This is a genomic window from Paractinoplanes ferrugineus, assembly GCF_016862195.1.
Taxonomy (GTDB): Bacteria; Actinomycetota; Actinomycetes; order Mycobacteriales; family Micromonosporaceae; genus Actinoplanes; species Actinoplanes ferrugineus.
The window spans coordinates 1-23,975 of the sequence record NZ_BOMM01000070.1 but is presented as its reverse complement, the minus strand read 5'-3'; the positions used below and the strand labels follow the sequence as shown (position 1 = coordinate 23,975).

16 protein-coding genes are annotated in these 23,975 nt (G+C 66.6%); 6 read left to right on the top strand and 10 right to left on the bottom strand.

Annotated elements, in window-relative coordinates; translation table 11 throughout:
* Nucleotides 1–470 precede the first annotated feature (470 nt).
* From Afe05nite_RS44245 to Afe05nite_RS37075, 4 genes are all read right to left on the bottom strand, one after another.
* The gene (locus tag Afe05nite_RS44245) at nt 471–659 is read right to left on the bottom strand and encodes a DNA-binding protein (RefSeq protein ID WP_239118488.1); all 189 of its coding nucleotides are present in this window, start codon (nt 657–659) and stop codon (nt 471–473) included.
* Between the two features lie 189 nt (nt 660–848).
* A complete protein-coding gene (locus Afe05nite_RS37085; RefSeq protein WP_203821991.1) occupies nt 849–4,766 on the bottom strand; it encodes a hypothetical protein in 3,918 nt (1,305 codons plus the stop codon).
* Nucleotides 4,767–5,281: 515 nt separating this feature from the next.
* A complete protein-coding gene (locus Afe05nite_RS37080) occupies nt 5,282–10,480 on the bottom strand; it encodes an NACHT domain-containing protein (protein ID WP_203821990.1) in 5,199 nt (1,732 codons plus the stop codon).
* A gap of 188 nt (nt 10,481–10,668) precedes the next feature.
* Complete coding sequence (locus tag Afe05nite_RS37075; RefSeq protein WP_203821989.1) at nt 10,669–11,229, bottom strand: hypothetical protein; 561 nt, start codon at nt 11,227–11,229, stop codon at nt 10,669–10,671.
* Here Afe05nite_RS37075 and Afe05nite_RS37070 point away from each other — a divergent pair.
* Entirely contained in the window at nt 11,219–11,461 is a 243-nt protein-coding gene (locus tag Afe05nite_RS37070) for a hypothetical protein (RefSeq protein ID WP_203821988.1), read from the top strand. The two genes, Afe05nite_RS37075 and Afe05nite_RS37070, sit on opposite strands and share 11 nt — an antisense overlap.
* A gap of 359 nt (nt 11,462–11,820) precedes the next feature.
* Here the strand turns inward: Afe05nite_RS37070 and Afe05nite_RS37065 are convergent, their stop codons facing one another.
* The 3 genes from Afe05nite_RS37065 to Afe05nite_RS37055 all read right to left on the bottom strand — a co-directional run bounded on the left by Afe05nite_RS37065 (nt 11,821) and on the right by Afe05nite_RS37055 (nt 14,340).
* Complete coding sequence (locus tag Afe05nite_RS37065; RefSeq protein ID WP_203821987.1) at nt 11,821–12,414, bottom strand: hypothetical protein; 594 nt, start codon at nt 12,412–12,414, stop codon at nt 11,821–11,823.
* Nucleotides 12,411–13,772, bottom strand: coding sequence for an MFS transporter (locus Afe05nite_RS37060; RefSeq protein ID WP_203821986.1), 1,362 nt, complete (start codon nt 13,770–13,772; stop codon nt 12,411–12,413). The genes Afe05nite_RS37065 and Afe05nite_RS37060 overlap by 4 nt, the downstream gene beginning before the upstream one ends.
* Before the next feature lie 124 nt (nt 13,773–13,896).
* Nucleotides 13,897–14,340: a hypothetical protein gene (locus Afe05nite_RS37055; protein ID WP_203821985.1), complete on the bottom strand. Its 444-nt coding sequence runs from the start codon at nt 14,338–14,340 to the stop codon at nt 13,897–13,899.
* A gap of 430 nt (nt 14,341–14,770) precedes the next feature.
* On the opposite strand from Afe05nite_RS37055, the gene Afe05nite_RS37050 reads away from it, so the two are divergent.
* The 3 genes from Afe05nite_RS37050 (at nt 14,771) to Afe05nite_RS37040 (ending at nt 16,766) form a co-directional block, all read left to right on the top strand.
* Nucleotides 14,771–15,007 carry a hypothetical protein gene (locus Afe05nite_RS37050; protein WP_203821984.1) on the top strand — a complete coding sequence of 79 codons (237 nt, stop codon included), beginning with the start codon at nt 14,771–14,773 and terminating at the stop codon, nt 15,005–15,007.
* Nucleotides 15,008–15,069: 62 nt separating this feature from the next.
* The gene (locus Afe05nite_RS37045) at nt 15,070–15,315 is read left to right on the top strand and encodes a hypothetical protein (RefSeq protein ID WP_203821983.1); all 246 of its coding nucleotides are present in this window, start codon (nt 15,070–15,072) and stop codon (nt 15,313–15,315) included.
* Nucleotides 15,316–15,389: 74 nt separating this feature from the next.
* Entirely contained in the window at nt 15,390–16,766 is a 1,377-nt protein-coding gene (locus Afe05nite_RS37040; protein ID WP_203821982.1) for a hypothetical protein, read from the top strand.
* A gap of 83 nt (nt 16,767–16,849) precedes the next feature.
* Here Afe05nite_RS37040 and Afe05nite_RS37035 read toward each other — a convergent pair whose 3' ends face one another.
* Nucleotides 16,850–17,323, bottom strand: coding sequence for an NUDIX domain-containing protein (locus tag Afe05nite_RS37035; RefSeq protein ID WP_307835670.1), 474 nt, complete (start codon nt 17,321–17,323; stop codon nt 16,850–16,852).
* A gap of 81 nt (nt 17,324–17,404) precedes the next feature.
* Here Afe05nite_RS37035 and Afe05nite_RS37030 point away from each other — a divergent pair, with 81 nt between their 5' ends.
* On the top strand, nt 17,405–18,367 hold the full coding sequence (locus tag Afe05nite_RS37030) for a phosphotransferase (RefSeq protein ID WP_203821981.1): 963 nt from the start codon (nt 17,405–17,407) through the stop codon (nt 18,365–18,367).
* Nucleotides 18,360–19,409 carry a phosphotransferase gene (locus tag Afe05nite_RS37025; protein ID WP_307835669.1) on the top strand — a complete coding sequence of 350 codons (1,050 nt, stop codon included), beginning with the start codon at nt 18,360–18,362 and terminating at the stop codon, nt 19,407–19,409. Before Afe05nite_RS37030 ends, Afe05nite_RS37025 begins: the two co-directional genes overlap by 8 nt.
* An 87-nt stretch (nt 19,410–19,496) precedes the next feature.
* On the opposite strand, the gene Afe05nite_RS37020 is transcribed toward Afe05nite_RS37025, so the two are convergent.
* Both Afe05nite_RS37020 and Afe05nite_RS37015 read right to left on the bottom strand, forming a co-directional pair.
* Complete coding sequence (locus Afe05nite_RS37020; protein ID WP_203821979.1) at nt 19,497–20,651, bottom strand: DUF2399 domain-containing protein; 1,155 nt, start codon at nt 20,649–20,651, stop codon at nt 19,497–19,499.
* Nucleotides 20,648–23,929 carry an SbcC/MukB-like Walker B domain-containing protein gene (locus Afe05nite_RS37015; protein ID WP_203821978.1) on the bottom strand — a complete coding sequence of 1,094 codons (3,282 nt, stop codon included), beginning with the start codon at nt 23,927–23,929 and terminating at the stop codon, nt 20,648–20,650. The genes Afe05nite_RS37020 and Afe05nite_RS37015 overlap by 4 nt, the downstream gene beginning before the upstream one ends.
* Between the last annotated feature and the right edge of the window lie 46 nt (nt 23,930–23,975).

The window sequence follows — 23,975 nt, the reverse complement described above, 5'->3', positions numbered from 1 at the left end:
TCCCCTTCTGGCGGTACACATTGCGCCGGCCTCCGCGCGAACGTCGATGGCCGAGGCGCCCGCGGGCGCCACGCATCACCGACAAAATGTCACTTCCGCTGAGAAAATCTGGCCCCCAGGAAATCTCTTTGATACTGATCCGATGCAGCTCAAGGCCACGAGCGCTGATCAGTTCGGTTGAGAACGGACATCGGCGGGCGCTCGGTCACACGGAAGCAATGAGTCCCTGAAAGTCACACTCACCCGTGTGGTCTGAGGTCCGCCGCTTCTGCCCCCGGCCTCCCGGCGGAGCGGGGTCAGGCGGGGTACCGCTCCGCGAGCCGGTCGAAGAAGGCGTTGAGCCGACGTGCTGTATCGGGGCCGTTGACTAGTTCGGCGCCGCCGAAGCGGTAGACCTCGTAGCCGGTCAGCTGCAGTCGCCCGCGTGCCGGTCTGCGAGTCGCCAGTTCGGCAATCCCAAGCCGAGGCCTCTACGGCTCTGCGAAGTCCGGCTGATGCTGCCGGTGCGTCTTGATCCAAGCTTCGACGTCCTCCCGGGACCACACTTTTCCCTGCGCCAAGTCGGCGATTGGTCGGGGGAAGTCCTGACGACAGGTGATCTGATATGCCCGCTGCCGACTCACTCCGCCGAGTCGGATGCGGATTTCATGGGCGCCCATCAGTCGCACACGCGGGCTCGACATAAGACTAGTCTAGGCGCTGCGCCAGTGGTCGTAAAGCATGTTGCTGTGCGTCTACTCGACCGACATGCGGGCGTATGAAGGGCTCGGTCAGCAGCATTGCCTGCTGGTAGACAACGACTGCGGCGGCGACGCCGATGCCCCCCAGGGCGGCGCGGGGAGATTCGCCTAAAGCGCAAGGAGGGGCTTCACAGCTCGACTGATGTGGCCAAGCGGTGCGTCTTCGTCGAGATTGAGTAGTTCGTCGGCGAATGCTCGTGCCAGTTCGGGTGTGAGGTGGGCCATCGCGGTAAGGCAGGCGTCCCAGCCGCCGGCGATCAACGCTCTGGACAGGAGCCGTCGACCCGTATCGACGTCGGCGGCGATGGCGGTCGCGGCAAGCGCAGCAGATTGCAGGTCAGGATCTTCGATCGATAATGAGACGTTCTCGGCAACGGTGAAGTTTCCGACCATGGCGGCGGCCGCAGCGAACCGTTTCTGGATGTGCCCGCGCCATGATCCGATGATGCCGTCCAGCGTGCGGGTGGCCCGTTGGATATCCCCCTGCTGGATCATCATTTCAAGGACCTCGGCGATGTTCGAGGCGTGCGAGCTCCAGGAGGGGCCCGCTGTCGCGTCGTCTTCGGTGAGAAGCGTTTCGGCCATGTCGAGCCGGCCAGCCTTTGCTGCTGCGACGGCCAGGAGCGCTGCGAGTTGGTCGTGCATGAGCGGGTCGACGCGTGCTGCGGCGGCAGCTCGCTGCAGGAGCTGGTCAGTCCGTTCGGTGAGGCCTGCTGCCGCGGCTGCCGCGGCAAGCTTGGCGAAGGGGTTCAGTTGGGCGTGACCGGCCTCAAGCGAGACGGTCAGGTTTTCGGCCTCGGTGATAACCGTTTCGGCGATTTCGATCTTGCTGGCCGCTGCGGCTGTCTCTGCCAGCTGTACGAGCGCCGCGACCCGAGGTTCAGTTGATTCGATCAGATCGGCGATCGTGCGAGCGCCTTCGACGTCGTCCAGCCGGCACAGCACGGCCGGGAGCCAGTGCAGCGCATAGTCGCGGTCGCGGGGTTCAGTGATCTCATCTGCGGTCGTGCGGGCGGTGACGGTCAGCTCACGTGCCTGTTCCGGCTGGCCGGCAGCGATGTGTTCGTGGGCGAGCTGGGCCAGCGCGTGGGTCTTGCTAGCGGAGGCGGGCAGCGAGAACACGATGTCGCGGGCTCGGGTGGACAGGCCCTTACGGGCGGCCGCAAGCGCCACAGCCGGGATCAACGATGGATCTCCGTACGGGTGTTCGTGGGTGTGGGCAAGCCGCAGTGCTGCGGTCACGTTGCCCACGGCGACGAGGGCTTCGCAGGCGGCGGTGCGCAGCATAGACCCGGCTCCGACTGGGCCAAGCAGAGCAACAGTCGGTTCTAGATGTGCGGCCAGCGCTGCCGCACGCGCGTGATCGCCCACATGCAGCATCGCGTTGGTGGCCACGACCAGCGAGGCGGTCTTGGCCTCGGCAGTGTCGATCGACTGAGCGATCTGTTCTGCTTCATCGGCACACCTGCCAGCGTCGGGAAACACGCCGTTGCCGACGAGCCTTACCGCCACACCGGCAAGGGCCTGCGCTCGTCGGAACGGATCCTGGATCATGTTGGCCAGCTCGCGCAAACGGTCCGGACTGGCCGGGACGGGGCCGAGGAGGACGTTCTCAAGCAACCGATCGCGCTCATCGGGCGCATCGATCTCCTGCAACAGCTGTCCGAACCACTCCGCGTCGAAGCTGGCAGTCAGCGAGGCGACCAACGCGAGCGCCGATGACCGCTCAGAAGGATCGGCAATCGACCGCGCTCCCTGTTCCACTTCACCGGCCAGCGCGGCCGCGCGGTCGAGGTCCCCGACCGTTATCGCTGTGTCACCGCACCAGCCGAGCATCCGGGCCAGTTCGACGGGTGCGAGCTGGCGGGCGGCGGTGACGGCATGCTCGATCATCTCGACGGCGCGTTGTGCGTCGCCCAGCTCGGCGAATGCTGTCGCGATCAGTGCGCACCTGTTGGCGCGCTCTTGGGCGGCATCGACCGTCAGGCACAGTTCGGCTGCTTGCTCTGCCCAAGCGACGGCTCGTTCCCGGTCGCCGTGCCAGGCTGCGGTTTCCGCCAGGTGATGCAGCTGCTGTATCTGGCCGAATCGCGTCGGTGACACGTTGAGCAGCCGCACCGCACGTTCGATGTCGCCGGCTTCCAGAGCGGCGATCCCGGTGGCGTCGAGCTCCTGCTGGCGCATGCCGGGAAACTTCAGGGCCGACGCGCACGCCTCGGCCTGATCGGCGAACCGAGCTGATGCAGGCTGATCACCAAGGCTGGCCGCCGCGACCGCGAGCTGCCCGAACACGCGGGCCTGACGCAAGGCGGGATCGGCGTTTACGAGACCGGCCGCCATGTCGAACAGCCGGCGCGCCCGGGGTAACTCGCTGGTGGCCACCGCCTGACGGGCAACGGCAAGAAGGGCACCCACACGCCGAATTCCAGCAGGGATCGAGGCGGCAAGGCGTTCCGCTTCGTCAAGCTGGCCTCGGCCGGCAGCGATGTCGGCCAGCGACGCGAACACCGCGGCCCGGTCGTCCGCGCTCGTCACGGAGTTGGCCAGTGCTTCAGCCCGGGCCGTCTGGCCCAGGCGAGCGCGTACCTCGACCAGTGACCAGGGAATATGGGTGTTGCGCCGGCGGATCCGTTCCCGCAGCCAGGCCAACCGCGCGATGTTAGACAGGTGGGTACCGCCGGCGTGGTGCAGGGCTTGCTGAGTGACGCTGATCTCGACGAGGGCAGCGTCGTCGCCTCCGGTAAGGGTCCGAAGCCACTGATGCCGGTCCGTGTCGGTCGCGAGAGCGAGCATGCGGTGGAGGTCATCGGTGCTCTGCAGCATGCGGAAGTACCCGCGGACCAGGTACCCGGGCGTGTCGCCGGGCCAGTGCTGCTGCCGGTAGCTGTCTGCCCAGCTGTGCAGGCGTTCTCGGAATGCCGCGAGCGTGTGCGGTCCGAGCCGTTCGAGAGCCTGAACTCGAAGGGTCTCGTGGGTGAAGAGGAAAACCCGGCTCTCGACGCGCTGCTCCATGCGTCCAGCGATGGTGCGGCCGAATACCCCGCGGACCAGCTGATCGATCTGGTAGGTCGGTCTCCCGGTCAACATGTGCAGGTCATTGAGGTCGAGCCCGCCGCCGCTGGCCGCGACCAGCCCCAGGACCTCAAGAACGAGTCCGTCATGACGCCGGGGGTCGACGGCCAGAAGCTCGTCGAGTTCGCGTTCGGCCAGCTCAGTCACGTGGCGGGCGTGCGGCGAGGCTTCCAAATCGCGTATCCGGGCGGTACGCAGGGGGTGATCCGGGTCGACGTCGGCCGGGATCGGCGGATCGGAGCGGCCTGCAACGACAACCTTGAGGCCCTCGAGGCGCTTCGGCAGTAGAGCCGCGATGCTGCCCAGACCCGAGCCTGGAGCAGACCCGCAGTCCTCGTCGAGTCCGTCGACCAGCAGCACCAGCCTGCATCCCGCAGCCGCAGCCTTCGCCACGGCTGCGGCGAGTAGCCGACGACGGAGCCTGTCCCGTCCGCCTGACGACGTGACCTGCGGGAGTTGTTCGCCGGTGATCGCCGCGAGCTGATCGAGCAAGCCATCGGTGAATGCTTCGCTGTCCGCCTGGCTCGCCAGTCGTGCCGTGACGAAGAACGACACTACCCACACGGCCGGTGGCGGGTGCAGGGCGAACCAGGCCATCAATGCCGTCTTGCCTGCCTGGGCCGGCGCCTGCCACCACACGTACGCCTCGCCGCCGTCGCTGGTGCACCAGGCGGCGAGCTCGTCGAGCTCGCCGGCGCGATCGAGAAGATCGAGCGGCGCGATGTCGACGAGCCCTTCGACGTAGCCCGACCGCCTCCACCAGTCTGGATGCTCCCGCCGGGCGGCCGCGGTGTCGCGCTCCAAGAGGGCCTTCGTGAAGATCCGCCGCCCGCGCGAGATCTCCGCGTCGATCGCGCCGAGCGCGCGCAGCAGGCTCTCGGCCTGGGTGTCGTCGGCAGGCCAGGCGAGGCCACGCAGGATCTCGCCGACCCGGCTGGGCGAAGAAAGCTTCATGTGGGCCGCAAGCGTGCGCAGGCTGGGCAGCCCGTTGTCTTGATGGATCCGCGCGCACAGGTCGAGCCAGTCGCGCCGCGGTCCGCCGGCGGGCCACTGTGACTGGTCGATCGGTTTGCCGCGCCTGCTGATGATCGCCGCCCTCCTGTCGCATCTGCTGTGCGCTCAGCGTACGGCGGGTGTGCTGCGGACAGTCGTTTCAGTCCTGGTCAGAGACGTGTGACCAGGGAGAGGACGACAGCGTACAGCCGGCGGTCCGCCGATGGGGACAACCTGGATCTCGAACCGAGTTCATCGAGTCGAAGGACGTACAGCCATGCAAACCTGGACCACCGTGACGACCATTCTCGGCGACCTTCTCTCGCTTGCCGGCGGCATCGTCACCCTGGGAGCGGCCATAAGAGCGCACCATCGCCCTCGTGGACGGCGGCGCGTTCTGCACACCCGTCGAGGCGGCGAAGGCAGTTGACCTGACCATGGTGGAGCCTGTTGCTCCAGCAGACCGAGTGTCCGGTCTAGCCGTGCAGGAGATCTAGGACTGCCAGACGTAGCGGCCCTTCCCATTCGGTGAATGGATTGTCCACGACGATGTCCGCTGAGTTGGACGTCAGAGTCTGCGTCACGGCGGCTGCCTCGTTTCGGGGCAACGCTCCTGCTTGCCGTAGGACCAGCGCGAAGAGGTAGGTCCGTTGTGCCGGCACCATGGCCGGCCACTGCCCAGCAATCGGATCCGCCTCGATCTCGAACAGTGGAGTTTGCCGCGTGATACCCATCGGTTCACGGACGGCGTTCTTGAAGGCGTCGACTGCAGTCGCGTCCCGACGCAGGCGCCGGAGGAGGGGGTTGAGCAAGGCGGGGAGGAAATGCGTCATTCTGGGGTGACGGAAGCGTTCATGAACGCGGAGGAAGATCACAGGAAGGTCCTGCGAGGCAGCTAGCGCGAGCACCAACGCCAACGTGTCGTCCCATTCTCGAGGCGCGCGGTGGGCTCGGTCGCCGCGGAACCATGCTTCGAGGTTGCGGAATGCGGTAACGGATACGGCGTCGTCCGGGAAAAGCTCTACGTAGGCGGCGAGCTTGTCCTCGTTGTACCACCGTGCGCCGGAGGGGTCGGTGTGGGCGTCGTCGGTGAGCACCGCTTTGAAGGTGTCGTCGAGCACGGTCCAGCTATCTCTTTCGAGCACCGCTTCGAGCACCTGGTTCGCCCAGCTCTGCCTGGTGGCACCAAGCTTGCCGGCCAGGGCGCGTAGAACGGTTTCGTCGCCGCGATTTTCCTGCTTGGCCCAGAGCAGGAAGTTCGGGTCTTCGCGGAGTTTCAGATCGGTGTCGGCCTCGTGTCGCAGGATCTCGGCGATTGCCGGGTACCGGGTAGCCGTCGTCGCCAAGGCCGCCATGACGTCGTGCCGGTAGTCGGCGACGCTCCTGGTGCGGTCGCCGGAACTTCGGTCTAGGCGCTGGTACAGGTCGGCGCCGAAGTGCTCCTGCAGACGATCCCAGTGCTCGGCGACGAGGTCGACCAGGATCTGGTCGACGGCGCCCTCCGGGAGTCTGGTGAGCTTGACGGCGACCGGGCGGGGTTCGCCGATCCACTCGGTGATGCCGTCGATGAGTGTGATATCGCCGAGCATCAGCATGCCGGTCCATGCCAGCTGCCGCATGTCATCAAGGTCGGGGCCGTAGGCGCAGAGGTTGGCTTTGATCTTCTCCACCAGCCACTGCATGTGGTGGGTCAAAACCTCAGTGCCGGCCGTCTGGTCGTGGGCCTGTTGGTGGCGCTTGATCGCTTGGACCAGACCGATGAAGGCGATGCGGCGGACTTCGGAGTCGGGCTCCTTTTCCCACTCAGATAGCACCTCGACGAGCTCGTCAAGGGTGAGGGCGCTGCGGGTCAGCTCGAACGTCAGCACTTCGCGTAGTTCTGGCTCGATGTGCCCGAGCTGGGCCCACACCTTGGCGCATAGCTCCCGTGAGCGTGTGTCGTCTCGGGTGCAGTAGCTGCGGAGGATGGCGACCGGGATGGTGTCCGAGATGCCGGAGGTGAGCGTTCGGGTATCGGCGATGAGCTGTTCGGCGAAGTTCTGTACGGCGGGTTGGGACGGCCAGGCGTTGATGACAGCGGCAATATGCCAGGTCAGCAAGTGGGCTTCGCCAGATGTGCACAAGGCGGCCAGTTCGGCCGGGTCGTAGTCGGCGAGGATGGACGGTGCTGCTCCAGCGCCGGGCTCATCGGCGTTCGCCGTCAGACGAGTCCATGCCTCAGCGACAGCTTCGGCGACCACGACGCGTTCCTCGCGGCGTCCATCCTCGGCCGAATGGCGCAGCAGCGAGACGAGGACGGCGAATCCTTCTTCGTGCCCGAGCACATCAAGGGCTACGCCGGCCAGGGGGGCGGCCTGCTTGTAAGGGCCGCGCAGCCTACCGGTCAGCGCCTCGCGGACGGTCGCGTCGTCACCGTACTTGTCGGCCAGGACTCGGGCCGCCCCGTACGGGCGTAAGCCGTCCAGGCCGCGCAGCAGCACCGTCGAGGCCTGCTCGGGTGGCAGTGCGGTAGCCAGACGAGCGCCTCCGAAGGTAGGTAGCTCCGCCAGATCTTTCTGGACGTACGGGCGTAGGGCCTGGGCGAAGACCGGGTCGTCACGCCATTGCTCGGGGATCGCGCCGAGGTGATACAGGATCAGGCTGTGCTCGTCCGTGCTGGCCAGCTGCTCGGCCACCCAGTCTTTGAAGCGAACGTCATCGGCGAAGACTGTGCAGGCCAGATGCCACGCCAGAGACCGATCGCCGCCGGCGCGGCCGTTCGTTTTGAGGGTTTCGAGCGCGAAGTCGGCGGCCTCGGTGTTCCCAGCAGCGCAGGCGGCGACCAGGTCAGCTGCGGGCCATGGGCCCGACCGATAGTCCTCGTGGTACAGCATGGAGAGCAGCCAGGCACGCTCCTCGGTCCGGAATGCGGAGCTGTCTTGTTGCTCAGTGGCCTTGAAGACCAGGTTCAGCGCCGCCAGCCGCAAAGCGGTGGACGGTTGGTGGCGGCCCCATTCGATCAGGTTCTCGGTGTCCGGAGCATCGGGCCATCCTTCGCCGAGTGCGAATATCGCGGCGGCCTGGGTAGCCGCGCTCGGCCCGGTCTCGGTGAGTGCTACCAGCGTCGGGACGAGATGTGGTTGTCCGCCGAGCCTGCGGGCGAGAGCACCGGCTGCGTTGATCTTCACTTGGTCATTGGGATGCCGTAAGCCCCAGAGCAGATACTTGGCGGCGTCCTCGTCGGCGATGGGCAGGTCGCGTAGCGCCCACATGGTCGCCCACGGCTCGGGGCGGGGCGCGGTGAGCCACCGTTTCATGATGTGCAACAGCTGGGTGCTGGCCGCGGGGCTCGCGAGCGTCGCGACCAGCGCGGTGATCAGGTTGGCGCGGTGCCTAGCGTATGGGTGGTTCTCCACCCGCTCCACAAGGTCCTTGATGTAGGCGACCTGAACACGGGGGGTGAGTTTGACGCCGGCGGCCAGCGCGTCGGCCAGCAGCTCGTGTCCGTCGATGTCCGCCCAGACATGGTCACCGGTGTTCAGGGCTGCCTCGATCAGAGGCTCGGTGGAGTGGGGGCTGATCTGGGCGCTGAGCAGGGCGAGCAACACGTCACGCCAGGCGGGATCGGGAACGAGCCGCCGGACAGCGTCGAGCTGCACGTCGGGCGCCAGCATCGCCAGGTGCTGGCCGGCCAGGTGGTCGAGCACAACGCGGTGCAGGAATCCGTAGGAGCCGGCACCGTGCGAGACAATCAGGCCGAACTCGTTCTCGGCCATCGTGAGGACCGCATCGGCCAGCCGCCGGGCGTCGGGCTGCTGGTAACCGAGGACTTCGTCGTCGGTCATCGACTCAACGATGATCTTTCGCATGTCCTGTTTGGTGGCAACGCCGGCCGCGTCCTTGAGGCGCAGCCGGTAGGCGACCGCGGCGAACAGCGTGCTGGCGTCGTCGGCGAGGAGCGGGCCGCCACGAGCATGGGAAGCTCGCTGCCGCATCTGCGGGTGCTTCTCGATCAGCAGTTCGACGAGTCGCGCATAGATCTTGAATCGCTGCCGCGGCAACGGCTCGCCCTGCCAGGTCGTTGCGAGCAGCGTGAGGAACAGCGGCGACCGGGACAGCTGGGCAAGGTCGGCGGAAATCTCGAGCTGAGCGAGGAACGCGTCTACGCCGGCGCCCCAGTGCAGCCGTGGTTCTTGGTCGACTTCCAATGCCGTGCCTGGCTGCAGGACCCCTGAGGCGATGCTGCGTCGCTGCCCGTCGGTCAGCGGCGTGATCTGCGCGTGGGTCCAGGGGCGCTGCCAGTTGAGGCGGTCGACGGCGTAGGGGCGGGTGGAGAGGACCGCGGTGGCGTTCGAGCGGCCCAGGAACGCCTCGAGGATGCCGAGGGCGTGTTCGGCTGAGCTGATGTCGCTCCACTCGTCGATGCCGTCGACGAAGAGCATCAGCCGGTCGTCGTGCAGCGCCCGCTTGGCCAGGGGCCAGAGATCGGCGGCGCTTTGCGACGACAGCCATGCTTCAAGGGCGGAGACCAGCGAATTCTCCGTCGAGGCGTCGAGGTGCCGGCACAGGAATCCGAAGGGTAGCCAGATAGGAAGGTTGCCGCCGTGCTCGCGCTGCAGCGTGATCGACTGCGGCCGTTCGGCGAGCAGATCGGCCGCCGCGAACCGCAGCAGGCTGGACTTGCCCACGCCTGGGCCACCGATGACGAGCCGGTACTTTCCTGCAGCCAGCCACTCGTCGGCCGGCACGGCACCCTGTGCACTCGGCGCTTCCGCCGTAGCCGAACCGATGAGGTCCTGGGCAGAACGGAACGACTGGCGGCGAGCGCCCAGCCGGGAGGCGACGTAGGTGAAGCCTTCCTCCGGCCGCTCCGACATGATCGAGCCTTCGGTGGTCGGCCGCTCAATGTCTACGACCCCGCGTTGCTGGGGCCGCGGGTCAACATTCACAATCACGAACTGCGGCTCGGAGGCAGGGTCCTCCCCCTGTTGGATGCCACCCTGAGCTGAGAAGACCGCCTGGTAGAGCTGCCGCAAACGCGTGCGTAGTTCCCTGCTCTCCAGAGCGGGCAGGTTGTTCGCCAACGCCTGGGCTGCCTCATGGCCGCAGAAAGCCTCGACCCAACTCCTGCCGAAGAAGTCGTCGACGATGCTCGGCTGGTCCTTCAACAGTGTGGAGACCTCTTGCACCCCCCAAGGGACAAAAGTCACCCCGCGAGCGGACAGACGATCACCTTGCGTCCGAAGCGCCCCGTCGAGCTTGGTGTCTTGCAGGTCATATGACGTTGCGTAGTAAAAGGTGCGGGTCTTGTCCGCCCAGTCGCCCTTCAGGAAGTCGTCCACCGCCTTTTTGATCTTGGTGGCGGTCAACGCCTTCACCCGGCGTGACTGAAGTGTGATGTAGTCGCGGCCGGCGGCATCGGTAGCTGTCAGATCGAGCGGCAGGCGTGCGTACCCATCGATGCCCTCCTGCCCCTGGCCGGGCGTACCGAACAACTTCGCATACGTGACCGGCCGAACAGTCTGCAGAAGCCGCAGAAAGAGCTTTTCAGCGTCAGGCCAGGTCAGCTGATCGAGAGGTAGCACCTGGAGGTTGGTCTTGGCCGGCGGCGGGGGAAGCGGTCCGGCCGGTGCAGCCCACAGGACGGCTTCGGCCGGGTCATGGCCCTCGGACTCACTTGCGATCCCCACCGTCATGCTCCCCCCGACCGCCCGGACGCACCTACTCTATGCAACCGAACGACGCTGGCAGACACGACACCATTGGAGTGGGGGGGTGACGGCCCCAGCTCATGCAGAGACGCTACCGATCTGGGTTCAGCGAACCTGCCGTCGCTGGGTGGACCCGTGGCCAGTTGTGGCGGATCAAACTCCGGAATCGGTGGTCACCTGGTGCCGGCGATCTGCTCGGCTGGTGGTGCTTGCACGGTGACGGGTGTGCCGAAGTCGGAGTAGGCGAGGTCCAGTGGGTAGGTGCCGCCCTTGGTACGCGGGACGTCGAGGTGGTAGCGGGTGAGGCGGCCTTGGTCGTCGAGGTCGGCGGTGAAGGCCACGGTCGGTGCGGTGGTGGCACCGGAGCTGGTGCTGGGGGTCGGCAGGCTGAGGGCTGTGGCGACGGCGGCGGTGCTGAAGGTGCCGGTGAAGTGGCGGGCGCTGGTGCGCTGCACGCTGACAGCTTGGGTGAGCGGGTTGGCCATCTTGGCGCCATCGAAGCCTTCAGCCAGGCTTCCGGCCTCTGCTGGGCTGACGCGCCGCCAGGGCTTGTCCTTATTGCTCGCCAGGCTGGGGGTGCTGCTCTTGAGGTAGACGACGGTGTCCAGGATGCGCCATTCGATGGTCGAGGTGCCGCCGTTGCGTTGGGTCGTGGCGGTGAAGGCGCCGATCTTCTGGGTCGGGTCCATGGCGCCGTCGAGCCGGGCGTCGGTGGTGTCAATCTTGATCGTCATGGTCATTTTGAACGTGTCGTTCTTGAGGCGGCTGGCAGCGTCGGCGAGCTCGGCGGTGGGTGTCTTCGTCGGTGTGGTGCTGGTGCTGGGTCCGCCCGTGCTGGGGTCGGTGCAGCCGGCCATGGTCAGGGCCAGCGCGGCGGTGATGGCGAAAATACCGCTGGAAAGTATGGGTCGTCGCATGGTGGCGGATTCCTCCGTGGGGTTGGTTCTGCCGGTGGAAGGCAAGTGAGCGGCGGATCGTGTCGCCGGTGCCGTCGTAGGGATGTGCTTGGCGCGCGGCGAGCTGGTCGGCTGCGAGCCGGTGGGCGCACCATCCGGGCGGCGGCGATCAGCAGCACGGCCAAGGCGGGCAGGATGAGTAGGGCGTTACCGAGCGCATGCGGTGCTGCGGCGGCGCCGATGACGAGGCCTGCGCGGCCGCCGGCGATAACGTGGCGCCCGGGGCGGGTCGAGTCGAGATTGCCGATCAGGCAGCTACTGCCCGGGCCACCCAGCCCGACATCGGCCTCGGCGGGACGACAGGGCGCCGTCGCGAACCGCAACGGCACCCTATCGTCGGTCTGAGGACCTCTCAGGCATCCCGGGGACTCAGAAGTCGGCCACTCCGGTGGCGCCGCCTGCGTAGCCGGGGGTGTTGACCAGGATCCCGAGCCGCATCCGGAAGTAGGTGTTGTCCTTGACGTTCGTGGCCGCGTTCGCCCAGGCGCCGGCCACGATGGTGGTTTGGTAGTTGCAGGTCCGACTGGTCTTGCCGAACATCACGCAGACGCGGATCTTGCCCTTGGTCGTGTTCTTGACGTTGATGTCCCGGCACTCCGTGGTGGTCTTCAGTACCGGTGTGGTCGTGGCATTCCACTGGCCGGTCGGGTCTTCCGGAAAGGCGATACTGCCGTAGCCCTCGAAGTGGAACCTGTACGGGGCCGCCCTGCACCCGGACGCGGCCAGCGTCGAGATCGTGCCGGCGCCGGGGGTCGGGTCGCGGTAGGTGGCGGCCTGCGCCGGGGTGGCACCCATCAGCGGTAGGGCCGCGGCGATGGCGGCGGCGATGATCAGCAGCAGCGGAGTGCGGCGCCGGGTTCGAGCGACGACCCGGGTCGCGCTGATCGCCTTGTTGTGACGGGGGCTTGCCGCAGCGGCGTCGGCGATCGTGGCGGTGCTGGTGCGGGTGAGGGTGGTGTTCACCGGAGGGCTCCTTCGAGCTCGAGGACCTGGTGGTCGCTGTGATCGGTGGTGACTTCGGGCGTACGGATCGGATGGTCGGGCGTTGTCATGTCGTCGCCGTCAACGGGCACGGGCGTGTGGTGGCTGCGGGGGTTTGTCCTCCTGCGGTGGTGCCGGCCACGGCTGCTCTGCACGACCGGGGCGGCGATGACCAGCAGCGTTGCGAGGGCGGGGAGGATGAGCAGGGCGTTGCCGAGGCCGATGTGCATGGCGGCGCCGCCGATGATGGCCGGTCCGGTGACGTAGCCGAGGTAGCCCAGCGCTGCCACTTGCGACAGCGCCGCACCCGGTCGTGCCGGGTCGAGCCCGCCTGCGGTGGAGTAGAGCAGCGGGACGACGCAGGACAGGCCGGCGCCGAGGCAGGCGAATCCGGCGATCGCGGTGGCTGGGGTGCCGCCGATCAGGCCGAGGGCGAGGCCGCCACCGCCGATCAGGCCGCAGCCACGCAGCAGCGCGGCGGGTGCGATGGCAGCGGTGAGGCGGTCGCCGACGAGCCGGCCGATGGTCATGCTCGCGGCGAAGGCGGCGTACGCGGTGGCGGCCATGGCGGGTGTCGCGCCGAGGCGGGCGAGGTAGGTGCTGGCCCAGTCGGCGGCGGCGCCTTCGCTGATCAGTGCACTGAAGGCGAGCACTCCGAGCAGCAGGATCCGGGTTCGCGGCCGGCGTTGCGCCGGTGCGGCCGTGGCTGTCGACTCCTGGGTGTCGGGGCTCGAAACGGGTGCGGGGATGAGACGGTGGATCGCCCATCCCGCTGCTGCGGTGGATACGACTCCGACGGCAGCGAAGGCATCGGCGACGCTGAGGCCGATGTGGGCGCAGGCGGCCGACACCAGGGCCCCGGCAACGCCGCCGATGCTGAACAGTGCGTGGAACGAGGTCATGATCGGCCGTCCGTACGCGGTCTGGCACGAGACCGCGGCCGCGTTCATCGCCACGTTGAGCGTGCCGTGCAGGACGCCGAAGGTGAGCAAGGCGGCGGCCAGCGTCGTCCACGTCGGGGCGTGGCCGGCGAGCAGGAGCGCCCCGCCGAGGGCCAGTGACGGGAGGACCATGACGGTGGTGCTGCCGTGCCGGTCGATGAGCCGGCCGGCGGCGCGCATGCCGAGCAGGCCGCCGGCGGCGAGCAGGAGCAGGCAGATGCTCAGCTTGGCGTCGGCCATCTTGATGTTGTGCTGGATGGTGGGGATTCGCGCGGTCCAGGTGCCGATGGTCATGCCGGCGATGGCGAACATCAGGCTGATCGCGAGTCGGTAGCGGCGCAGCACCTCGGGGACGACGCCGGTGATCGTGCTGGACTCCGGGCTTAGGGCGATGGTCATGGAAGATCTCCACGGAGGGGATAGTGGGCGTCACGGCAGCAGCGGAAAGGGCCACGCGTGCGGTGCCGGCTCGGGGGCCGGTGATGCCGGCGGCATCACCGGCCGGTCCGGTCAGCCGTGCGGTTCAGCCGATGGTGGCGCAGGCGGTGCCGTAGCTGGAGTAGCCGTTGGACGTGCCGGGCCCGGTAGCGCCGGTGTACCGCCAGAACTTGGAGCAGATCTTGGTGCCCTTGGCGTAGTTGCGGTTGACGTTCCAGGTGCCGGTGGTGACCTCGGCGCCGAAGACGGACTTGGAGCAGTACTCCTTGTCGTCGCCGCCGTTGGAGTCGGCGTAGTGCTTGCCGTTGATCAACACCTGGCTATGGCCCCACCGGCACGTCTTGGCGTACAGCGCGACGCGGCTCTTGATCGAGTTGACGTGCAGCTTGGTGCCATTGACCGCCACGCAGCTGGCGTAGGCGTCGCCCTTGCACTTGTCCGCGCTGGCCAGCGCCGGCGTGGCCACGGTGAACGTCAGGCCCAGCGCGGCGGTGACAACGGCGCCGGTTCGAGCGAAGGTCTTGTTCATGGGTGTCCCTTTCAGGCAGGTGTGGTGTGACCTGGCCCAAGGTGCGATCGGTGATCGGCGACGTCATCGAGCGGCCAGGCGGTGAGCTCACCGGCACAGGCCCTCCGACCTCACCCAGCGGCACCGCTCGGATGTCGGGCCGTATCGCTGGATCCGGTCGTGGGTGGAGACATCTGCTGGTCACGGAGGGCGGGTACCGGTCGCTTCTTTGACGACCTTGCCTGCTCAGACGGCGACGAAATAGCTGTCCGTAGCTGTCTTAGGCTGTCCGGAGAGCCGGTGAACCTGGCTCGCTCAGGCGCAGCTGACCTGCGGCGCCTGGGGCTGTGGACGGTGACGGTCGGGGTTACCGAGGCGCTGGTTCGACACGGACGGTGTAACGGCCTGCGGATCAATTGACATGGATCGGCGTGGTTGGTGGCATCGGCGGATGCAGGCGATTGCCGAGTACGCCGACGAGGTAGCCGGCGGTGATACCGGCGGCTGGCGGGCAGCCGCACCCCGAGCGGTTCAGCTGATCGAGCACCGCCATCCCACGGTCGATCTGAGTCACCGGCTTCCGCTCACGCAGATCTTGCTGCAGACCGGCGCGTTGATCACCTACGGCCTGGCTGCCCGCGACGGTGTGGATCCGGGGGCACTGTCCCCGCTCGCGGTGTCCGCGTAGGCTGCCACCCGCGTGCTTCCGCTGCCGTAGCATCCCGACAGCGCTCTGAGCAACGACCAGGGATGCACGCCGACCGTCGGTGGCGTCAGCAGCGCGATCAGGCCGTCGAGCGCATCCGCCACGACATGGCGCAGCTGTTACGCGACGCCGGCCATGACGTCCAGGACGCGGACGTTGGCAGGCTCAGCCGGTACTCCGACGACCCGGTCGTGGCGACGTGGATCGACCTCGCCGACACCGACCCGCCCGAGACCGCAGCGCGGTACGGCGTTTCGAGCAGTACCCCGTCCCGCGGATCGCGTTGGTAGTGAACGCATTTCACGATCTTCACGACGACTGAGAGGTAGTGCCGCCATCAGCCAAACTGCGAGACCATACCGGCATGCGGCAGCGGCTCAGCGACGTCCTCAGAGCACTCTGGTTGAAAGTAGCGACGGGAGGACCGCGACGGTACGACAGCTCCTACAGGCCGGATCCGTTTCGCTCCGCATCCGCGCTGGTCATGGTGGACGGGCGGCTCGTCACCCGCATCAGAGACGATGATTTAGAAGCGCTCGCCGCTTTGGTGGCTACTGCCGATCCCACGGTGGCCACGGACGCCGAGAGCGGAATCACCGAGCTACGCGCCACCATTCCTGGACCCCGTATGGCTGAACGCCTCGACCTACTCGGCGTCAACGAGCGGGTAGGTCGCGAGGCGTTTGACCGCCGCGTGCATGAAGCGATCGCCAACGTTGACGACCGGCTCGCCGATGATGAGCTGGCCGTCGACCCGGCGATTTTCATGCAGGAGCGAGCCTTCTACGAGCGCTTCACGTTCCAGGTGTGGATTACTCGTCTCCGCGAGGCGGCCCCGACTGCACCGGTGACCGAGATACGCCGATTGTTTGTTTACCCCGAGCCCGACGACTTCTGGTGGCTTCACCACTGGCTGCGGTCGCTGGAGAGTCGCGCCGCGATACGGCTTGCTCTGCTGGCGTTTCCGCAGGCCGATGTGGTGGTCCGGCTTCGCGTCGGTGGAGATGATCGGACTGATCAACTGGCGGCGATCTCCGCTGACGCACGCAACAGTCTGCGTACTCGAGGCGCCTCGTTCCTCCCCTTGATCGTCCTCACCGAAGGTGCCAGCGACGCAGAATTGCTGCGCGACGCGCTCCACGTGCTCTTCCCGCACCTCGTCGACCTGGTCCGGTTCCTCGACTTCGACGCCCTACCGTCGTCGGCGAAAAGGACCTCGGGCGGCGCGAAGGACATCGCACCGAAGATCCGCACCCTGCTGGGCAGCGGCATCCAGCAACGCATCGTCGCCGTTTACGACAACGACTTGCAGGGCCGCCAGGCTCTCGCGGAATTGCAGCAACATGTCCTGCCCGCCGGTGTGGTCGCCGCCTGCTACCCAGACCTCGACCTCGCCCGCAGCTACCCTGCCTACGGCCTACCTGGAACGGGCGACGAAAACCGCATCGCCGCGACCAACGTCAACGGCACCGCAGCTAGCCTGGAGCTTTACCTCGGCCGTGACTCGCTCACCGCGCCCGACGGATCGCTATACCCGGTGAAATGGAAACTCAAGTCCCAAGACGGCGTCTATCAAGGCGTGGTTGACCATAAGGGAACGGTGCAAGATCACTTCAAACGCAAGGTAACAGCCGCTCGGGCCGGCGGCGGCTGCCTACCGGACCAGGACTGGTCAGGCGTGCACTTACTGCTGCAACACGTACTTCACGCCCATGAGTCGGTTACGCAGTCGCAGTATTGAGCGAAGAACCGCTCTCTTGGAACCTTCGCCGCGGCGTCAACATCGAGCCGAAGGACCACTGCGGACTTGGCAAACATTGACCTTCAGGCGATAAGGAATCCGTTCTCGAGGTAAAAGGTATTGCCGTCGGCGCGAGCCCGCCTGGCCGCGGCCACCCGTCGAGCCAGCAGGCCCGACAGCCGCTCACCGGCATCGTGCTCGGTACACCACGCCCAGCTACGCAGCTCCTCGGCCGGTAGCCGGATCAGCTCGGTCTGCACCGCAGTGAGCAGCCCGCCGTCGAAAACCATCATCAGGCCCTCGGTACGCCCGGGCTGCGGCGGCACCCAATCAGTCACCAGCAGCCGGCCCGGCTGCACCCGCAGGCCCAGTTCCTCCGTCAGTTCCCGGACCGCCGCGGTAAACGGCGACTCGTCCGCTTCGACGGCGCCGCCCGGGATTTCCCAGTCGTCATTGTACGCCGGCTCGACCAGCAGAGTCCGCTCTTGATCGTCCGACAACAGCACCCCAGCGCCCATCCGCTTACGGGGCAAGCTGGCAGTGAAGTCGACGGTCACTGCGACAGGCTAACCGCCAAGCCGCCTGGCAGCCCTCGGTGAACGGTCCCTTCCGGGTGACACGAGTTCGCCCACACCGACATGTTGCGTACCGCCACCACGCCGGGGAGAGCAGCCAACCTTCGAGTTCTCGACGTTGGCGTCATCGGCCAGCAGGATGGTCGTGTGCAGGTAACGCAGAGCATGCCGGGCGAGGTCCCCGCCGGTAACGACGCCGTTCTTCACCTTGCAGATCTGCAGCGTGGCGAAGAGTTGCGGCGAACCGACAAGGCCGTCACCGTAGCCGGCCACTGGCAGGGCCACGACGTGGTTGCCAAACAGCTGACCAGCTCCGAGCGGCATTGGGTGAGACGCTTCGCGCACGAGGTGGCCGCATATCAGGCGTTCGCTGCCACACCACCACCGTGGCGTACACCACGGCTGCACTACGCCGGGCGCACCATGCTGATCATCGAACGGCTGCCCGGGGCGCCACCGCACACCGACCGGTATCCCCCGCGGCTGCCCGAGACGACCGTGACCGGCATGATCGACGCCCTCACCACCTTCGCGTCATGGCAACCGCCGCCCGGACCGCTGCGAGCGCCGGCCACCGACTGGCCGGCCCGTATCCGCCGCTACGTCGCCGCCGGGGACCTGCCCGCCGACCACCAGCAGGCGCTGCTGGAGGCGGTTGCGGGTGCGCCCGTGCTCTTCGGCCACGGTGACCCCCTGACCAGCAACGCCCTTGCCATCAAGCACGGGCCCTTGACCTACATCGACTACGAGTTCGCGGGGCTGTACCCGGGCGGCGCCGACCTCGCACTGCTCGGGCTGTGGCTCAGCCGCCACGACCCCGACACCGAACAGCGATGCGCCCATACCGCAGAGGTCGCTGGCTATCTCCGCGGCTACCAGGCAATGCGAGTGCTGTGGATCGCCCGCGAACAGCGGCTGTATCAGACCCTGTTCGACACGGTCGACGACCAAGACCACCGGCACTGGCTCGACGACCAAGCCGCCACCGCCATCACTGCGTTGCGCAAGGCCGCGCGCCGTGCCTGAATCCCCGTCGACGCCAACCCCGGCTCTGAGTGATCCGGTCGCGGCGCGCATCGCCACCGCATTCGGTTTGGGGCGCGTGCTCTCCTGCCGGCGGATCACCCAAGGGCTGATGAACCCGAATTGGCAGCTGACGACCGAGGCCGGCAGCTACGCGATCAAGCAACTGCAGGACCGGCCGCCCGAAACCGTCCGCGACAACCACCGCGTCCTGCCGAAGCTCGCCGCGCAAGGCCTCCCTGTCCCCCTGCCCTACACCACCGACCACGGCGACACCCTGCTGCGCGTCGGCGACGACTGGTACACCGCCAGCGCCTGGCTCCCCGGCACCCACCTCAATGGCCACGACCTGACGCCGAACGCCTGCGAAGCCCTGGGCGACCTGACAGGCCGGCTCCACAACGCCCTCGCTGCCGCATTGCCGGGGGCACCGAACCGGCTGCTCGACAACCCCACCACAGTCCATGAGGCCCAGGCCCGGCTCGAGCGTTTCGCGCGCGCCACCGGCGGCGGGGCCGGCGACGACTTCGACGAGCTCGCCGGAGCCGAGATCCGTCAGCGGCAAGCCCTGCTGCACCGCATCGCCTGCCAGCAGCCGCCGCCCCTGAAGGTCGAACCGGCCGGCTGGACCCACGGGGACCTCCAACCGCTGAACCTGCTTATCGAACCGGTCACCGGTCACGTCACCGCGATCCTCGATTGGGACCGCCTCGACGTGCGCGGCTACGGCACTGAGGTGGTACGGACCGCGACCATCTGGTTCACCCATCCCAGCACCGGCGCACTCGACCTTGACCGTGTCGCCGCCTTCATCCGCGGCTACCGCACACAACGGCTGATCACCGACACGCAGCTGCTCGACGCCGCCCACCGACGCTGGTGGCAACTGGCCACCGGCACGTGGCAGCTGCGCCTGCACTACGACCAGCACGACCACGGCTGCGACCACCTGCTCTTCTCCGACGCCCGCCTGCTGCGCTGGTGGCTCGTCCACACCGAAGCCGTCAACACGGCACTCACCACCGCGAGCACGTCTGCACGCTGAGTACGCCTTCTGACCCGGGCTCCCGGGTGCCCCCGTCGGGTCGGCGTGGAGGACGAATCCGCGAGCGGCGCTGCTCTACTGAAGCATCTATTGCTGACTGACTCCAAGTGGGTCATTGGAGTCCACGCCGAGCAGCGCACCGAGGATGCGGTGGTCTTCCTGGTAGATTGGAGAATCGTTAGCCGAGTCACTATCGGGTGAGGACCCGACGATTAGTGGGTCTGCGCCGTAGCGGTTATAGACGGTCCGGGTGATTCCTCTGCCAGTGGGGTCGTCGTCGCCGCTGTAGACGATGGGGACTCTGTCGTCGACCAATTTTTGGAGAAAGCAGTGGTCGACAGCGGACAGCGTGCCGGAGGTGCAGGCCAGCGGTCCGCGGTAGCGGCGGATTAGCGCTTCTTCTAGAACCGATGGGTTTTCGACCACGTGAACCGTTTCGGCGTTGGAGAATATCGGCGGGTTCATCGTCAGATCGTAAAGGCTGAGATGCAGTGGTCGAGGTGCTGCTCGTGCCTGGCGCACAACATCGTCGATCGGGCTCTGCCCGACAGCATCGATGCCGAGCACAATCACGGTGCTGCTGATGCGGTCAGGGACGATGCCGCAGCGTGTCAGCAAGTGGAAGCGTTCGAGCGGGGTTCTAGCGACTATTGCATTCTCGCCGAGAAGTTCGGCGGCAAGGAGGACGAGCTTGGAGCCGTTGCCCGGGCTTTTGAAGTCGAAGTAGTGGGGGTCCGTCGCGCAGTAATAGGCGAGTCTCGGCAACGGGACGGGCCGTTGTAGGGGAAGCAGGTCGTGGGCTCGCGCGAGCGCGTTGATTAAGCGTCCGCGCTGTTCGAGGGTAGTGTCAGTCAGCCCGCCGATTCTCAGGTAATGAACCAAGGCGGGAGTCTTGGGCAGACGAATTTCAGCAGAGTTCCAAAAATCAGCCTTCATTGTTTGCAGTCGAAGTCTCGGTTGGACTTCGTCGGGCAGTCCGACAGTTTCTTGCAGGATGGTGTGGAGGTCGGTCTCGGGACCCAGAGCTGCTGCAATTTTGTCGAGAGGCACTCTCACCCAACCATTGATGGCGGACAGCCTGGCGGCTCGGCTCTGGGCGAACCAGCCGTTCAGCCGGGCAAGACCAGCGGTGCTCAGCTCGACTCTGACAGTGCGTACCTTGGCGAGTTCACCGGTATCGATCAGTCTGCTTTTGATCGCGCGCCACAGGGGCAAGAGATGAGGGTCGTTCAGGTCGCTCATGCGGTAGGGCCGCCTTCGTCACTGGCGTTGGCTCCTGGCACAGCGATGCGTACAGCTTGGGGCAACCCGGTCCCGTCCCAGATGTACGGGATGCTGAACCGGTTGCCGCCCGAGCTCTTGATGATCTTGTGGATGGCGGTCGAGCGCACCTCAGGCACCAACAGCTTGTTCATGCTGGGAAGTGTGGAGATAACATCGAAGTCCCAGTCGCGAAGAAGGTGAAGGAGCATGCGTAGATTGGTTTTGTCCAACGCTGCGTCGAGTTCGTCGATATAGGCGAGCCGAGGGCCGTTGTGGCCGGGGGTTGCGTAGAAGGAGCGGATGGCGGCGAGCAGCGGCAGCATGCTGGCGAGGCGTTTCTCGCCGGTGGACAAGGTGTCGAGCGGGTTTTTGCGGCTGGTGATCTCTTTGAAGACTTCTCCGGGGTGGGCGTCGTCGGAGAAGGCCTTGTGCGTGACTTCGATTTTCCAGGCGAACCAGTTGCGGTAGTCGAAGACGCGGGCGATCCGCTCGGCGGTCGTCTCATTGCCGGACTCGGTTCTCAGCCGGGCCGTGAAGAAGGTGTACATGTCGTCGTAGTTGCCGTCGGCGTTGGGTTTTTCGATGTGGTAAAGCGCTTCCACAGCTTCGGGATCGTCGGTCCGGCGGTCCCATGCGATGCGGACGCCGACGTTCTCGACGCCGGTCCTCACACCTTTGAGCGTTTTAGAGATACCTTTAACGATGTCGTCAGCGAGCTGGATCCGGGTAAGGATCTGACCGCGGAGCTGCTCGAGCAGAGATCCCTTGATCTCTTTGCGCAACTGCTCGTCGTAGTCGTTCTGTAGACGTTCGAGCCGGTCGCTGATCTCGTCGACAGCCTGCTTGAGCGACTTGCCGTTACCGGTGTCCGCGGCGGTAGCGCTCTCAGCGAGCACGATTCGCCGCAGGCCGGCGGTGCCGAATTCTTGGTCGATGATGTGACGGCCCATACGGAGGAACACCTCGGCTACCCGGCGCAGTTCGGTGTTGAGCAGGTGGCCCTCACGCTTGAGTTGGTCGCGGGCGTGCTCCATATTGGTGTGCCGTGTCAACCGTTGTGCGAGCTCACTGCCCTGTTGTGAATCCGCTGGGCGTTGGTAGCTGTCGCCGTCGGTGATGTCAGCGATCATGTTGTGGTCGAACAGCTCTTTAAGTTGTTCGTCGGCGATGCGCCGGTTCTCGTGGGCTGCGTTGAGTGCGGTCGCGGTCGTCGTCGCTCGTTCTTCGAGACGGCCTAGTTGAACTTCGGCGGCACGCCTCAATTCATGGTGACGGTCGGACTGCCGTCCGAGTTCCTCTTGGGCTTCGCCGTTAATGCGGAGCTCTTCGAGCATGTCTCGATACGGCTTCTCGTGGAGCCTGGTTTCCTCATCGAGCTGGTACTGCTTAGCCTCGGCGGCTTCTTGTGTGTTCTGGGCTTCAACTTCGGCACGCTTGGCTTGGCGGAGGGCCTCGGTTGCCGCGAGTACAGCCTTCTGGGCTTGGCCGCGTTCCAGCTGCAGCCGCTCACTGCTCTGAACCCACGCAGCACACGAGGCGGCCAGTCGCCGGACATCTGCCCTGAAGTGGTCCAGGGCATCACGTTCTACCGGTAGCTGGCGACCGTCCTGGGTGGTAGCCACCCGTCGGCGCTCGGTGCGGGAAAGGTCGGTCGCCGTGCGGGCAAGTTCATAGTCGCCACGGGTTCGCCGTTCGGCTGCTTCAGCTTGCTCCTTGCCCACTTCCGAGGCGGCGAGCGCCTTGAGACCGGCTTCCAGCTCGGTGAAATGGGGCAGTGCTGCTCGACTGGAACGGACCTGCCGGTCGCGCTGCCCTGCCTCCGTCAGGGCGAGCTGTGCGGCGTCAAGTTCGGAATCGAGTGCCGCCTTTTCGCCGATTTGAGCAGTGCGGCTGGTCATCGCGGCGACGAGAAGTTGGACCACGGTCCGGCTCTCGTGCAGCTGCCGGATCACCGTCGCGCATGTCCGAGCGTCGGCTTCGATGGCGGTGGCGTCGACCGGAACGCGGGCGGTTTCACACGAGGCGGCTGCCGTCTTCCAAGCGTCCTCGGCTTTCTGGGTGCTGACGCCGGCCCGCGTCGTGGCGTCGCGGTTGGCCGACTGGGCGGCGACGAGAAGTTGGACCACGGTCCGGCTCTCGTGCAGCTGCCGGATCGCCGTCGCGCACGCTCGGGTGGCCGCTTCAATGGCGGCGGCGTCGACCGGAACGCGGGCAGTTGCACACGAGGCGGCTGCCGTCTGCCAAGCGTCCTTGCCCTTCTTGGCGCTGATGCCGGCCCGCGTCGTGGCGTCGCGGTTGGCCGACTGCGCGGCGACCACCGCGGCGTTGGTCGCGACTAGTTGGTCGCGCTCGCGTACGAGGCTGTCGAAGTTCGGCAGATGCGCCTCCTGGCCAAGAACGGCAAGGAGCTCTCGCAGCTCGACGACCTTGTCCGATGCTGCCATAACTCGCGGCTCCAGCTCAGCAAGCTGCGCGCGTAGCTGTTCCAGTTCCTGGCGTTGCCGTTCGGCGCGTGCGGCTGCGCCGATGTATTGGGGTTGCCATCCTGCCGGCGCCGCTGCTGTGAGCCAGGGTGTGTGCCACTGGTCTGCGGCTAGAACGGTTCCGTCGATTTTTGGAGCGCTCAGCGAGATGCCGCGCAGGATTTGCTCGATGTGTTCACCGTTGATCTCGGCGTTCGGGTGCGCCACGAGAACATCAGCGAGGCTGGGCCCACTCACTGCCGGAGCTGGCCGAAGCAAGGTGTCGCCCGGGTCAGCGTTTACGCAGCGGGGGTCGACCCAGGCATCTAGGAGTCCGCCGACCAGCAAGGCACCTTCGACTGCGGCTTGGCGGTCCTCGGTGATTGATGGCGCGAAGTCGACGAGATCCCAGAATGGCGCGCCTTGTCGGCTAGATCGGTCGGGCCTCCAGCTCGGCGCAGGCGGCGTCGCTTGGCCGGTTTCCCGTTCAGCGATCTTGGCGAGCAGTTGGTCACGTTCGACGCCGAGCTGCTCGGCGGCGCGCTCGGCGCGCATGATGCGGTCCCGCAGCGGAGGTTCTGCGCGTCTCTGGGCGTCGGCCACGCGCAGCGCGTGGGAGGAGAGGTCACCATCGCGGGCGGCTAAAAGGTCCGGTATCTCATCAGGTTCCAGCACGAGGACGCGCAGGCCGGACGTCCACTGCTGAACCTGACCCAGGAATGCTGCGACCTCGTCGTCGCGCCGGGTCAGCTGCTGCCGATGGATCTCACTGGCCTGCGAAAGGTTCTCTGCCATAGCACCGGCATGGGCTGCGTCCTCGTCCGCGCGGTGTTGATGGCCC